Genomic DNA, 15,165 nt, shown 5'->3' on the forward strand with positions numbered 1-15,165 from the left:
TTCAATATTCTGACATTGAGAAATAAAAACAAAATATGCATATTTGCATATTTTTGAGGAAGATATGTATGCTATCATTTTAAACGAAGGTTCGCTTTCTACTCTGAAAGCTCCTACATTGCATGAATCTAGTGTACCCAAACTTTAGATTATGTAGAGAAATGGAACCACTGTAGGGTTTCATTTCTCATGTTTGAATCAGTTGATGGTAATTATGTTTCCGCATTTCATAATTATTATCAGTGATATATGTAAGGCATCCATATGAAAATAAGAGGCTGTTCAAAGGTTTTCCGTACTTTTGGGCAGCCTCACCCCGTTAAAAGGACGATACTTTATGTATCGTCCTTTTTGTATAAAAAAACATCCAATCAATTGAGAGATTGATTGGATGTAAAAACATTATTAATAATGTTTTTTGCGTTTTGTAGCTAAAATACTTAATAATCCAGCTAGTAGAAGGACGATACCTACTGTTTGTGTAGGGTCTTCTTTATGACCTGTATTTGGAAGGTGTTTATCCGTATTTCGATCACCTTGCTGTTTGTTATCTGTTTCATTTGATGTTTCTTCGGAAGTTCCGTTTTTGTGTTTCTCAGATGTTTCATTGCCTTTGTTTTCTTCTTTATTTGGAGGAGTAACTGGCTTGTCATCTCCACCTGACGAAGATTCAATCTTTTTATTTGAAACTGTAATTTGTAGTGGTGTAGCTTGGGCTTTATCAATTGTAAAGTTTATTGGTGATGCATCTAATTGATAGCCTTTAGGAGCCTGTGTTTCTACTAATTGATAATTACCAGGTTTCAAATCATTTACGATTACTTTTCCGTGTTGGTCTGTTTTTAAACCTTCTCGGATGATTTTTCCATCTTGGTCTAAAATATTGAAAATGGCACCTTCAAGTGTTCCATGGTGATCAATATCAACTTTAGTTAACTCAATTGCACCTGTTGTTAAACTATTTAAAGCTGTAACAGAGGTAACCTGAGATTGTCCTTTCGTAATTGTGAAAGGAATTGGTTTAATGTTTAAATCATAGCCAGTTGGAGCTTTCGTTTCAATGAACTGATAATCTCCTGGACGTAAATCAGAAACAGAAATCTTCCCATCTTTATCAGTAGTTAAATCAGAATGAACATCCTTACCGTTCATATCTACAATTTTAAAGATAGCCCCTGCAAGAGTAGTACCATCGATGTCATCAACTTTAGTTAATTCAACTGCGCCTTTAGTTAAGCTGTTAGTAGCAGTAACAGAAGCTTTAGCAGTTTGACTCTTTTCAACAGTAAACTTGATAGGATTTTGATTTAAGTCATAATGCTTAGGAGCTTTCGTTTCAATAAACTGATAATCTCCTGGACGTAAATCAGAAACAGAAATCTTCCCATCTTTATCAGTAGTTAAATCAGAACGAATATCCTTGCCGTCCATATCTACAATTTTAAAGATAGCCCCTTCAAGAGTAGTACCGTCGATGTTATCAACTTTAGTTAATTCAACTGCGCCTTTAGTTAAGCTATTCGTAGCAGTAACAGAGGCGATTTTTTCTTGGCCTTTTTTAACTGTGAACTTAATAGGTGTTTCGTTTAAGTCATAGTGTTCAGGAGCTTTTGTTTCGATAAACTCATAGTCTCCTGGCGGTAATTCATCCACAACTAAACGGCCGTTTTTATCAGTAGTTAAATCGGTACGAACATCGTGTCCATCCTTATTAACAATTTTAAATACAGCACCTTCAAGTGTTGTGTTTTGCTTGGCATCATCAACTTTAATTAACTCAACACTACCTTTCGTTAAGCTATTAATAGCTGTAACGAAGACATGTTTTGTTTGACTTCTTTCGATTGTGAACTTAATTGGTTCTTCATTTAAGTCGTAATGTTTAGGAGCTTTCGTTTCAATAAATTGATAGTCTCCTGGTTGTAAGTCCTTAGCGATGATTTTTCCGTCTTTATTGGTAACTAAATTCGTACGAATGTCGTTACCGTTCAAATCAGTAATTTTAAATACCGCACCTTCTAGCATTTCTTTCTTATCTATAGAGTCAACTTTCGTTAATTCCACGCCACCTTTTGTTAGGCCATTCTTAGCAGTAACAGAAGCGTGAGTTAGTTGACTTCTTTCGATAGTGAAGCTAATAGGCGTTTTATTTAAATCGTAATGCTTAGGAGCTTTCGTTTCAATGAATTGATAGTCTCCTGGGCGTAAGTTCGTAGCAGTAATCTTACCATCTTTATCAGTAGTTAAATCAGTGCGAACAATTTTACCTTTCGCATCGATGATGTTAAACACTGCATCAGAAAGTTTTGTATCTGGATTTATATCATCCACTTTTATTAATTCTACAGCACCCTCAGTTAAGCTATTTGTAGCAGTAACTTGGAGCTTTTCTTTTTGGCTTTTCTTAATTGTAAACTTAATAGGTGTACTATCTAATTTATAGTGTTCAGGAGCTTTCGTTTCAACAAACTGATAGTCCCCAGGACGTAAATCAGAAACAGAAATTTTTCCATGTACATCTGTTGTAAGCTCAGTACGAATCTCGTTACCATTCAGATCAGTAATTTTAAATACCGCATCTTTAAGAGCAGTACCATCTACATCATCCACTTTAGAAAGTTCCACAGCGCCTTTCGTTAAGCTATTTGTAGCTGTAACGGAGATAGGATCAGCTTGGCTCTTTGTAATTGTGAATGGAATTGGCTCTTTGCTTAAATCGTAGTGTTTCGGAGCCGTTGTCTCGATGAATTGATAATCACCAGGACGTAGGTCAGAAACGCTAATTTTACCTTGTTGATTCGTAACAAGATTTTTGCGAATTACAGTACCATTCATATTCACAATTTTAAATACTGCGCCTTCAAGAGTAGTGCCATCGACGTCATTCACTTTAGAAAGTTCCACGCCGCCTTTTGTTAAACTATTTTTCATAGTAACGGTAGCAATATCTTTTTGGCTTTTTTTAATTGTAAATATAATTGGTTTTTTGTCTAAATCATAGTGTTCAGGAGCCGTTATTTCAACGAATTGATACGTACCAGGACGTAAGTTTTCGATAACGATTTTACCTTCACTGTTTGTTTTTAAATCTGTTTTAAGTACTTTGCCATCTTGATCCAGTAAATTAAATACCGCATCAGCAAGTTTTGTTTGAGTGTTTAAATCATCAACTTTAAGTAATTCGATACTACCTTGTTTTAAGCTATTTGTAGCAGTTAAAGAAATAGCTTTCTTCTGTCCTTTTTCAATAGTGAATTTGATTGGTGTTTCATCTAAAACGTAATGCTTAGGAGCTTTCGTTTCGATAAATTGGTAATCACCAGGACGTAGGTCGTTAATTTCGATTATTCCTTGTTCATTTGTAACAAGGTCTTTATGAACTACATCACCGTTCATATTAACAATTTTAAATACTGCATCTTTAAGAACAGTGCCATCAACATCGTCTACTTTAGAAAGTTTAACTGCACCCTTTGTTAAAGCATTTGTAGCAGTGATATGAAGAGTTTCAGTTTGGCTCTTTTTAATTGTAAATACGATAGGTTTTTTATCTAAATCGTAATGTTCAGGAGCAATTGTTTCAACGAATTGATACGTACCAGGACGTAGGTTTTCAACAACAATTTTACCTTCATCATTTGTTTTTAAGCCTTCTTTAACTAGCTCTCCGTCTGCATCTAATAAATTAAATACGGCGTTAGCAAGTTTTGTAGTTATATCAATATCGTCAATCTTTGTTAGTTCAACGCTACCTTTTTTCAAAGCATTTTTGCCTGTAACATTGATCTCTTTCGTTTGACTTCTTTCAATTGTAAATGGAATCGTTGTTTCATCTAATACATAGTGCTCAGGAGCTTTTGTTTCAATGAACTGATAGTCTCCAGGGCGTAAATCAGAAACAGAAATTTTACCGTTTTTATCTGTAACAAGATTCGTATGAACTTCCTTACCATTCATATCCACAATCTTAAAGATTGCACCTTCGAGCATCGTACGATCGATGTCATCAATTTTTGTTAATGTTACTGCACCTTTCTTTAAACTGTTAGTAGCAGTAACAGTAATATTCTCTTTTTGACTTTTTTCGATAGTGAACGGAATAGGGTCTTTGCTTAAGGTATAGTCTTTTGGAGCTTTTACTTCAATAAATTGATAGTCTCCAGGACGTAAATCAGAAGCAGAAATTTTACCGTTTTTATCAGTTGTTAAACCTTTGCGAATTACCTTTTTAGTATCATGAGCGTCAACGATTATAAATTCTGCACCTTCAAGAGTAGTGCCATCAACATCATCAACTTTTGTTAAAGTGACGCCACCTGTAAGTAAACTATTTTTTACAGTAACAGGGATAGGAAGATCTTCCTTACTACCTTTTTTAATTGTGAACTTAATAGGTGTTTTGTCTAATTTATAATGTTCAGGGGCTTTTGTTTCGATAAATTGATAATCCCCTGGTGCTAAATCAGGAATAACTAATACTCCGTAATCATCTGTTGTTAAATCTTTCATAATTTCTTTGCCAGTTGCATCTTGCAATGTGAATACAGCGCCGGCAAGAGCTTTACTACTTTCCACATCATCTTCTTTAATAAGTTTAACTTTTCCTTTCGTTAAACTATTTTTAAATGTAAGTGGAAGGAGTTTTTGTTGTCCTTTTTCGATTGTAAATTCAATTGGTTCTACATTTACATCGTAATAAGTTGGAGCCTTTGTTTCGATAAGCTTATAGTTACCAGGACGTAAGTCATCTACAACTAGCATTCCTTTACTATTCGTAACAAGGTCCGTACGAACATCTTCATTAGTATCTCTATTAACGATTTTAAATACTGCACCTTCAAGTGTTTCCTTTTCATCTGCAGCATTCACTTTTGTTAACTCAATACCGCCTTTTGTTAAGCTGTTTTTAGCGGTAACAGTAGCCTGAGTTGTTTGACTTTCTGTAATCGTAAATTTAATTGGTTTTGTATTTTTGTCGTAATACTTCGGTGCTGTTACTTCAATAAATTTATAATCGCCAGGGCGTAAGCCAGTAGCGATAGCTTTACCATCCGCACCAGTTTTTACATTTTCGCGAATGACTTTCTTTTCATCATTTGCATCAACAATTTTAAATACAGCACCTTCAAGAGCTGTACCATCGATATCATCAACTTTTGTTAATTCAACATCTCCTGGCTTTAAAGCATTTTCAGCTTTCACAAGTAGAGTTTCTTTCTGACTTCTATCGATTGTAAATTCAATAGGTTCTTCTCGTAAAACGTAATGTTCAGGAGCAGCTATTTCAATAAATTTATACGTACCAGGACGTAGGTTACTAACTTTAACTTTACCGTGTTTATCAGTAGTTAAGTTAGTGTGAGGGGAAACGTCATTATTATTTGTATCGACAAGTTTGAATACTGCACCTTCTAGTGGTTTTTTCTCACCAAACTCATCAACTTTTAATAATTCAACTTCGCCCGTTTTTAAGCTGTTATTTGCCGTAACAGTAGCAAGAGTTTGTTGGCTTTTATCAATTGTAAACTCGATAGGGTTTGTACTTAATGTATAATCCTTAGGAGCTTCTGTTTCGATAAATTTATAAGCACCAGGCTCTAGATCTTTAACGGTAACTTTTCCATCTGAACCTGTTTTTATATTTTCACGAATTACTTGTTTCTCGTCATTCGCATCGACAATTTTAAATACAGCACCTTCAAGGGCAGTGCCATCGACATCATCGACTTTCGTTAAAGTGACACCACCTTTAATGAGGTGATTTGTCGCTGTAACAGTAAGTGCTTTCTTTTGACTTTTTATAATTGTAAACTCAATTGGTTTTTTATCTATGTCGTAATCTTTAGGTGCTTTTTCTTCGACAAATTGATAGTCTCCAGGGCGTAAATCTTTTGCTTCGATTTGTCCTTGATCATTTGTCGTTAATTTTTCATATCCACGAATTACTTTGTTATATCGATCGCGTACACTGAACTCCGCACCTGCTAAAGTTTTTCCATCTTTATCGAATTTTGTTAAAATGGCCGATCCTGGAATCAAACTGTTTGTTGCAGTTCGGTTTATTACTGTTGTTTGATCTTCTTTGATTGTGAATTGAATAGGTGTACTGTCTAATTTATAATGCTCAGGAGCAGTTGTTTCTTGTAAGTAGTAAGTTCCTGGTTTTAAATTATCTACAGTAATTTGTCCTTGATCATTTGTTGTTAATTTTTCGTGTTCTGAAATTATTTTTTTGTCTTTATCAAGTAGTGTGAAAACGGCACCTTGCAGTGTGACGTTTTTATTCAGGTCATCAGACTTTGTTAAAACTACTTTACCGACAAACTTCTTATTTGCAAGTTTATATGTTGTAGTCTCTTGTGTACCAAGTTCAACAATTTTCCCTTGTTTTAAATCCCAGCTAATTACATAGCCTTCAGGAGCCTTTGTTTCTTTTAATAAATATTTATCGCGTTTTAAATTATTAAATTTAGCGATACCGTCTTTGTCTGTTGTAATTTTACGGATAACAGTTTTACCTGTACGATCGTATAAAGTAAATTCTGCCCCAGCTAATAGTGCGTTCTTATTGTCGTTATCTACCTTTATAATTTCAAGGTTTCCACGGCCTTTAGTAGCAGATCCTCCGCCTGAACCAGAAGACATTCTCACTTCAATCGTTTCAGTAGTTTCTGTGTTTTTAACTGTCAACTTATTGCCTGTGATTTTCGCTTTATTACTTACTTTTTCTTTATCGTCTGCATTAATAAGTGAGCGATATTCTAAAATATAAGCTCGATCAATTTTTTTCAAGAAGGCAATTTCGAAATGTTGCTTTCCGGTATTATTGTCTGTTGTTATTTTGAGTTTATAGTCTGTTCCTTCTTTTAATTCGTTTACTGTATCTTTTGTTAAATTTCCATATGGATCAATAGTTGTAGGATATAAGTGGAATGAATCTTCCACAATTACCTGATTTTCGGTTGGGTCATCTGTTACAACGGCATCTGCAATGGTTGATTGGCTTTCGTTAATTGCGATACTCCAATTAATATAGTTGTCGTCTTGCACAGCTTTTTTAGTAACGAAGCTGCCACCTTTATTTACTTGAGTGTCACCTGTAAGGGTGTTTACGATTTTAGAACCATCTTTTAAATCTGCCTCGTTTTTGTAGGTGCCTTGGATAAGTTCACCATCAAGGCTTGTTTTAAAGATAATATAGTAAGGTGAATTAATTGATTGTTTGAAATGAACCTTTAGGGTGTTTTTATTTTTCTCTGTAGGTTCTTCAAGTTCATATTTCTCAGTTGGTACAGCATTACCAGGTTGTGCATTATCAGGATTTCCATTTAGAATCATATCGCGCACTTCAATGGATCCAGGCACTAATTTTTGTTTATCTTGTATTACGTCTATAACATAAGGATCTTTAATCTCAACATTATTATAGTTAAAGCCTATTATCCAAGTAATTTCCTTCGTTTGGGCGTTATAAGAACCGTATTTATAACCATTTGCCTTTGTGAAAGTATCAGGATCGAAATTAGCTTCAACTTTATTTGATTGTGGATTAGAATCCGTATCTATCCAAGAAAGGTTACCTGTATTTTTAAATGAATTTTTACCACTTTCTAGCTTTGTATAATCAAAGTCTGTCGTATATTTTACGACTAATGTCTTTGTCATATTAGACTGATACGTACCTATAAGAGTAATTTTGAAGCCTTTATCTGTTACATCTAAAACATAGTCAGTCCCAGCTTGAAGGGTATAATTTCCGTCTTTAATTTCTAGTTTCTTATCTTTTAATTGTAATCCACCATGATCAAAGGTGTCCGTAATAATCGCGTTGCTTAATGGATAGTTGTTATTATTTACTATAATTGTCCAAGTTGTTGTTTTGTCTTTATAATTTGTTTCAGCTTTATTATTAGATTTAATAATATTTTGCTGCTTGAAGCTAGCTTCATTTTCTTTACTTGAATCATTATCAGCTGTAACTTTATTTTTTACTTTTCCATCTTCTATAACTTTATTAGTTGGCTTGGTTTTATAGGTAATCACATAAGCACTATTAATATCATCATTAAACTGTAAATCGAATCCATTCTTCTTGTTACTTACAGTGTAATTATTAACAGCGTCTCCTGTTACAAGCGTTCCTTTTTCATTATATGAAGCGTTTTTTACAACAATAGAATTTGCATCTAGTTCGTGTGTATCGTCAAAAATATCTTTTAAAATCGCATCTGCTTTTTTGATCTCTCTTTGATCACCATTGTAAGTAATTGTCCACTCAATTGTTTGCGTCTTTGGATCATATTTACTTGTTTTATTTAAGTGTGTACCACGAGAAACCGTTACAGTAGAACTTGCGTTTTGTTGCTTTTGATTATCACTCGTTATCGTAACGTTATTTCGGAAACTTTTAATATTTTCATCAGTAATCTTTGTGGCATATTCGATTTGATATGCTTTATTGATAGAGTCTTTGAAAGCAATCTCCAATTTTGAGCCATCTGATGAAATAATATTGTAATCTGTTGGCTCAGCTTCTGCACCACGCGTTACATTCCCATTAACATCAACTTCTAAATAATAAACTTTAATAGAATCTTTATTTAAGCTTGTACCTTGTGGAATGTTATCTTTAAAAACAGCGTTTTTAAGGGTGTCTTTCGTTTTGTTCATCTCTACTTTCCAATTAATTTCATTTGTATTAATTGGTCTATCAGGTAAACCCTTTTTATTCGTAGCTGTTTGTACATTAGGCTTAAAATCAACTGTAATAGAAACATCCTTATCTTTAATCGGGAAAGGAATTTCTTGTGTTGTTGTACCTTTAATTTCAGCTTTATTAAATTCTGTCTTTAATTGTAGGTTACCAGCAACATCTGGATGCTCTTCAACATAATCGTTGAATGTCATCGTGACTTTTCCATCTTTTGTAACAGTGAAATTACCAATTTGATGGTTTTCACTATCATATAAAGGACTGTTAATTGTATTGTAAATCTTAAAATGTTTAGGAAGATCAAAAATATAGTAATCTCCATTTTTCACATTCATTGATTTTAAAAGTTCCCATGTAAACTCAATATTGGCAGGGGAATCTGTACTTGGACGGTTATCCTCTGTAAATGGTTTTCCATCTTTATCCGTCAACTTTACACTGGTTAAAATGTTTGTTGTTATTTGCTTTGGACCTGAATTTGTATTCTCAGCAGGGGCGCTTGCTAGCTTTTGTTCTGGATTGTCAGTAGCAATTTTAGCTGCTGGGTTTTGTTCCGGATTATCAGTGGCAGTTTTAGCTGCTGGGTTTTGTTCCGGATTATCGGTAACAGTTTTAGTTGTTGGGTTTTGTTTCGGATTATCAGTAACAGTTTTAGTTGCTGGGTTTTGTTCCGGATTATCAGTAACAGTTTTAGTTGCTGGATCTTGCTCCGGATTGTCAGTAACAGGTTTAGCTACTGGATCTTGCGCTTGTTTATTAGTATCCTGTTTGGTGCCATCTTCTTTAGAGTTTTCTACTTGAACAGGAACTGATATAGGCTGAACCATTGTTCCTAAAGGAAAAGCGATTTGAACTGATTTTTCCCCAGTTTTTAAAGTTGAGTTAAACACGGTATCAACTTTAATTTTTCCTTTAGCGTCTTTCAAATTTTCTACTTGATTATTAAATATTAATTTTAATTTATTATCTTTAGCTGTTATAAAATATTGACCAATATTTTTTTGATCTGTTACTAAATCCCCTTGCAAATCTTTAGATACTTTTAATGCAAGTGGTATTTGAACTACTGCTGTATCATTTGCGTGTGCAGCTTGTTGATCCTTTATTGACCAAGCGTATTCTACTTGAATGGTTGATCCTATCTTTATTAAATTGTTAGGATTTTTTGCTTCGTCAATAATATGATTCGTTGCATCTTTCATTTCAACAGTGTCAAATAAGGAATCTCCTGTTAAGATTTCCGCTTTTACTTGATTGTATGGAAAACTAGCAAGTTGCGAAAATAGTACGAATACAATTAAACATACATTAAAAAGTTTTTTCATTTTTCCTCCTCTGAACATTCATTTGTCCATTGGGGACTTATTCCACATGAACAAATGGAATATTAAAAGTATTTTTTATAAGCTATTTATTTTTGTTATCCCTCCGTTTCTATACGCTTTCTCAGACAAACAGAATTATGTTCAAAGTAATATTATTTAACGTAAAACAAAATGTATATTTACACAGTTCTGCGGAAATATACACAATTCGACAAAAAATGTCGAAAAAAATACTGATATAAAGAATGATATCAGACCTTTATATGTGAGATAGTTTTCATGTATATCTAGTAAAAAAGAATGGTTATAAAGGTAAGTTTTACGATACATACTAACCAATGTAGTGTATCCCTTTGTGAAGGCTAATTTTTGCCTTAAAGTTATGTGGAAATAAAAATCTAGATAGGGTTGGTTTTGGTCAGAATGAAGACAATATGTACTTTGAAAATAGTCATCTATTTTGTCTAAAGAGAGTTGTGCGATTAGTGGACCGAAGTTGAAAGATGATAGTTTCTTACATTGTTAGAGAAATATAAGAATTACAGAATATTCGACTAACACGTTACTACGGTCATTTTTGAGACTGTTTAAACAATAAGAAAGAAGTTGTTTTACTCCGTAGTCACAATATCTTTTTAGTAAAGATAAGCTGAAGTAACCTCCGCTAAAGATTATATACTTAAATGATAAAGAGTTCAACAATAGTTCACATATTTTCCCAAAAATAAAAACGGCTGTTTTATGTGGAATAAATCTACAAAACAGCCGTTTTTGGTATTAGATTTCTGTTAAGATTATTGGTTCACCGCGTGTTACGACAACGGTATGTTCACATTGTGCAACAAGACTTTTATCAGGTGTAACGAATGTCCAACCGTCGTCACCACGTTCAATAATATGATCAGCTTTCATAGAGATGAACGGTTCTACAGCGATAACAAGACCGTCTTTTAGAAGCGCATTATCCATTGGATCATAGTAACTTAAAATGTGATTTGGTGCTTCATGTAAGCTAAGACCAATGCCGTGACCAGTTAAGTTTTGAATAACATTGTATCCACTTTTATGTGCGAAGTTTGAAACAGCACGACCAATTTGATTTTGTTTTGAGCCAGCTCTAACCTTTTTCATTGCTGCCCAAAATGCATCAACCGCTGCTTGGCAAAGCTTTTCTTTTGCTTCGTCTTCTCCAAGAACAAATGAGATACCTGTATCTGCATAATAGCCATCAAGTGCAGCAGATACATCGACATTTACTAAGTCGCCTTCTTTTAATACACGATCTCCTGGAATACCATGAGCAACTTCCTCATTTACACTAATGCAAGTTACACCTGGGAAATCATATTCTTTTTCAGGTGCAGAAATAGCACCATGCTCATCTAATACTTTTTTACCGATCAAATCAAGCTCTTTCGTTGTCATACCTGGCTTCGCTTGTTTTTTCATTTCTTCACGTGCAAGCGCAACGATGCGGCCGATTTTTCGTAAGCCTTCTAAATCTTGTTCATTACGAATAATCATGAAAACCACTGTCCTTCCTCGAATGTATATCTTATCCGATTGTATCATGTTTATTTTCGTCCTGCTACTCGCTTGCGGTATGCGGGTTGATTCCTCTCATAAAGAATACATGACAATTGTCATATCGAGGTCATGACGTATCATACTGTTTCCTAAGTTTTCCAAGTAATACAATGTAAATATAAGAAACAGCGGGGGTGGAGAGTTGGAAAAGATTATTGAAGTAAATGGTGTTTCTAAAACATTTAAACATAAAAACGCAGTAAATAATGTTTCATTTTATGTAAATAAAGGAGAAATCGTAGCATTGCTTGGACCGAATGGTGCGGGTAAAACAACGACGATGTCGATGATGCTTGGATTAAAGGACCCAACGGAAGGTAAGGTCTCTATATTTGGAAAGAGTCCAAAGCATAGAGATGTTCGTAATAGCCTCGGTGCGATGCTACAAGAAGTAAGTGTCATTGATAGTATTACGGTGGAAGAGGCAATCGAGTTATTCCGTAGTTATTATACGAATCCTATAGCGAAAGAAACGTTACTGCAGTTATCAAATTTAGAATCAGAGCGAAAGCAAAGATGTGAGAAATTATCAGGTGGGCAAAAAAGAAGGTTAAACTTTGCGCTTGCACTTGCGGGAAATCCGGATTTGTTGTTTTTAGATGAGCCGACAGTAGGAATGGATATTACGTCTCGAAGAACGTTTTGGGAAACGATTCGAAAGTTAGCAAGTGAAGGGAAAACGATTATTTTAACGACGCATTATTTAGAAGAAGCAGATGCTTTAGCAAATCGTATCTTATTATTTGCGAACGGAAAGATTATCGCAGATGGTACACCAGACGAAATGAAAGCGACAATTTCGCAAAAAACAATCACATTTTACTCGAAGGAAAGCATTCCTACAAAATTACTAAAGGAATTACCAAATGTAACAGAAGTAAAGTCAAGCGAAGGACGATTCATTTTAACAACGGAGGATACGGATGCAACTTTAAAAGCCATTTATCAAAGGAATTTACCTGTAATAGATGTTTCAGTTGAACGTGGAAGCCTTGATGAAGCATTTGAACAGTTTGTCGCAAATCAGAAGGAGGAAATCGCATGAGAGCATTATGGATGCAATGCAAAATAGAAATTTTACGTACATTCCGCAATAAATTATTTATCTTTTTCTCATTATTAATGCCTGTTATGTTTTACTACATTTTTACAAATGTTGTTCCAGTACCACAAAACGGAGATGCGTGGAAAGCGCACTATTTAATTTCGATGGCAACTTTCAGCATTGTAGGGACTGCACTCTTTAGCTTCGGTGTGAGACTTTCTCAGGAAAGAGGGCAAGGATGGACACATCTTCTAAAAATTACACCGCTTCCAGAGGGAGCATATTTAACAGCAAAAATTATCGCTCAAACAGTAGTAAATGCTTTTTCAATATTAGTTATTTTTATTGCAGGGATACTAATTAATCATGTTGAGTTAACGGTAGGGCAATGGATAGGTGCGGGGTTATGGTTATTGTTAGGGGTAACACCATTTTTAGCGTTAGGAACAGTAATAGGTTCCATTAAGAAGGCGGACGCAGCTGCTGGCTTAGCAAATATTTTAAATATGAGTTTAGCTATAGTTGGCGGGGTGTGGATGCCGATTGAAGTATTCCCAAAAATATTAAGAACGATTGGTGAATGGACACCGACATACCATTTCGGAAGTGGTGCGTGGGATATTGTAGCTGGAAAATCAATTGGATGGGAAAATATCGCGGTATTAGGAGGTTATTTCCTTATATTTGTTGTAGTATCAATATATATAAGAAAAAGACAGGAAGCGGTATAAATGATAGAGAAGAAGAGGATTGAGATTTTTCCGAAACATATGGGATTTTTTCCATACATGTGGTTTGTTTATCTATTATTTCCAATTTATCACTTAGCACAAGCATCAGGATGGAAGCTTGTGCTAGGAAGCAGTATGTTGATACTTTTTATTATCACATACCGTCAGCTATATTTTGTTCAGAAGACGTTTATTTTATGGGCATGCATTCAAATGATACTCATCTTTTTATTTGCTTTATTTTATAATCCTTTTATGATATTCTTTGGCTTTTTCACAGCAAGTGCGATGGGATTTGCGCCAAATAAGAAAGTATTTCGAGTGCTGTTATGTTCGTTAGTTATAATGCTTGGAGCATTTTTATTTGTAAATATGAATCAACTAACAACTACAAGTTTAGTAAATATTGTTCCGATGTTTATTTTAATGCTTCTTACGCCATTTGGTATGCGCAATTTTAATCAGAAAAAGATGTTGAAGAACCAACTGAATGAAGCAAACGAGCAAATTAAAGACTTAGTAAAACGTGAAGAACGGCAGCGGATTGCAAGAGATCTTCATGACACATTAGGGCATACGTTATCTCTTATTACTTTGAAAAGCCAGCTTGTAGAGAAGTTAATTGTGAAAAATCCAGAGCGTGCAAGTGCGGAAGCGAAGGAAATTACACAAACGTCTCGTACAGCCTTAAAACAGCTGAGAGAATTAATTTCTGATATGCGTATGATTACGGTAGAAGAAGAGCTAGAGCAAATAAAAGCGATCTTACAAGCAGCTAATATTGAATTAGAAGTGAGGCAAGAAGCCAGCTCGAGTTCGTTATCACCAATTGAACAAAATATTGTCGGGATGTGTTTACGTGAGGCTGTTACGAATGTTGTAAAACATAGCAAGGCAACGCGGTGCACAGTTTCTGTATTAGAATCGCAAGGTGAGCTGATTTTGAAAGTAAAAGATAACGGAATCGGTTTAACAGATCAAAATCATGATGGAAATGGTATCCGCGGCATGAAAGAACGAATTGCTCTTATTGATGGTTTTGTTGAACTAGGTACAATCAATCAAGGGACGTTGTTAACAGTAAAAGTTCCAGTTGTTATTAGAACAGGAAAAGATGAGGTGAGGGCATGATTCGAATTATTATTGCAGAAGATCAACGGATGCTTCGTGGTGCATTAGGGGCTCTACTTGATTTAGAAGATGATATCGAAGTAATTGGGCAAGCGGCAAACGGGGAAGAGGCACTAAAATTAATTGAATCGTTAAAACCGGATATAAGTATTATGGATATTGAAATGCCGATTCAAAGTGGATTAGATGTTGCTGAAGCGTTAAAGAAAGAAAAATCATTATGTAAAGTAATGATTTTAACAACATTTGCACGGCCGGGATATTTTGAAAGAGCAATGAAAGCTGGTGTGCACGGCTATTTGTTAAAGGATAGTCCAAGTGAAGATTTAGCAGCAGCAATCCGTAATGTAATGAAGGGAAAACGAGAGGTCTCCCAAGATTTAATGTTCGGCCTATGGCAGGAGCAAAATCCGTTGTCAGATCGCGAAAAGGAAGTATTGTTGCTTGCGAAAGAAGGAAAGACGGCAAACGAAATTGCGAAGGTACTTTATCTTTCACCGGGTACAGTACGTAATTATATTTCTGAAGTATTAACGAAGCTCGATGCGAAAAATAGAATTGAGGCAATTACAATTGCGGAAGAAAAGGGTTGGATGTAAAAAGAAGGTTACCTATGAGAGGTGACCTTCTTTT

6 protein-coding genes are annotated in these 15,165 nt (G+C 34.7%); 4 read left to right on the plus strand and 2 right to left on the minus strand.

Features of this window, described 5'->3' with window-relative positions:
* Positions 1-405 precede the first annotated feature (405 nt).
* Both CQ064_RS16135 and map read right to left on the minus strand, forming a co-directional pair.
* Complete coding sequence (locus tag CQ064_RS16135; protein WP_105559672.1) at positions 406-10,038, minus strand: SpaA isopeptide-forming pilin-related protein; 9,633 nt, start codon at positions 10,036-10,038, stop codon at positions 406-408.
* A gap of 777 nt (positions 10,039-10,815) precedes the next feature.
* Positions 10,816-11,610, minus strand: a complete 795-nt coding sequence (map, locus tag CQ064_RS16140) for a type I methionyl aminopeptidase (RefSeq protein ID WP_003313889.1) — start codon at positions 11,608-11,610, stop codon at positions 10,816-10,818.
* Positions 11,611-11,767: 157 nt separating this feature from the next.
* On the opposite strand from map, the gene CQ064_RS16145 reads away from it, so the two are divergent.
* From CQ064_RS16145 to CQ064_RS16160, 4 genes are read left to right on the plus strand one after another with little or no spacing between them, the layout of a single operon-like run.
* Positions 11,768-12,670, plus strand: a complete 903-nt coding sequence (locus tag CQ064_RS16145; RefSeq protein ID WP_000411132.1) for an ABC transporter ATP-binding protein — start codon at positions 11,768-11,770, stop codon at positions 12,668-12,670.
* Positions 12,667-13,401: an ABC transporter permease gene (locus CQ064_RS16150; RefSeq protein ID WP_001202424.1), complete on the plus strand. Its 735-nt coding sequence runs from the start codon at positions 12,667-12,669 to the stop codon at positions 13,399-13,401. The genes CQ064_RS16145 and CQ064_RS16150 overlap by 4 nt, the downstream gene beginning before the upstream one ends.
* Positions 13,402-14,532, plus strand: a complete 1,131-nt coding sequence (locus tag CQ064_RS16155; RefSeq protein WP_000570614.1) for a sensor histidine kinase — start codon at positions 13,402-13,404, stop codon at positions 14,530-14,532. It begins immediately after the preceding gene.
* A complete protein-coding gene (locus CQ064_RS16160) occupies positions 14,529-15,131 on the plus strand; it encodes a response regulator transcription factor (protein ID WP_000619242.1) in 603 nt (200 codons plus the stop codon). The genes CQ064_RS16155 and CQ064_RS16160 overlap by 4 nt, the downstream gene beginning before the upstream one ends.
* The last annotated feature ends 34 nt before the right edge of the window (positions 15,132-15,165 follow it).

The organism is Bacillus sp. MYb78 (genome assembly GCF_002975115.1).
In the GTDB taxonomy this organism is placed as follows: domain Bacteria; phylum Bacillota; class Bacilli; order Bacillales; family Bacillaceae_G; genus Bacillus_A; species Bacillus_A cereus.

What these genes read in the sequence shown, in the direction of transcription:
- CQ064_RS16155 (WP_000570614.1), top strand. Translation starts at nt 13,402, where the DNA reads ATGATAGAGAAGAAGAGGATTGAGATTTTTCCGAAACATATGGGATTT.
- map (WP_003313889.1), bottom strand. Translation starts at nt 11,610, where the DNA reads ATGATACAATCGGATAAGATATACATTCGAGGAAGGACAGTGGTTTTC.
- CQ064_RS16150 (WP_001202424.1), top strand. Translation starts at nt 12,667, where the DNA reads ATGAGAGCATTATGGATGCAATGCAAAATAGAAATTTTACGTACATTC.
- CQ064_RS16135 (WP_105559672.1), bottom strand. Translation starts at nt 10,038, where the DNA reads ATGAAAAAACTTTTTAATGTATGTTTAATTGTATTCGTACTATTTTCG.
- CQ064_RS16160 (WP_000619242.1), top strand. Translation starts at nt 14,529, where the DNA reads ATGATTCGAATTATTATTGCAGAAGATCAACGGATGCTTCGTGGTGCA.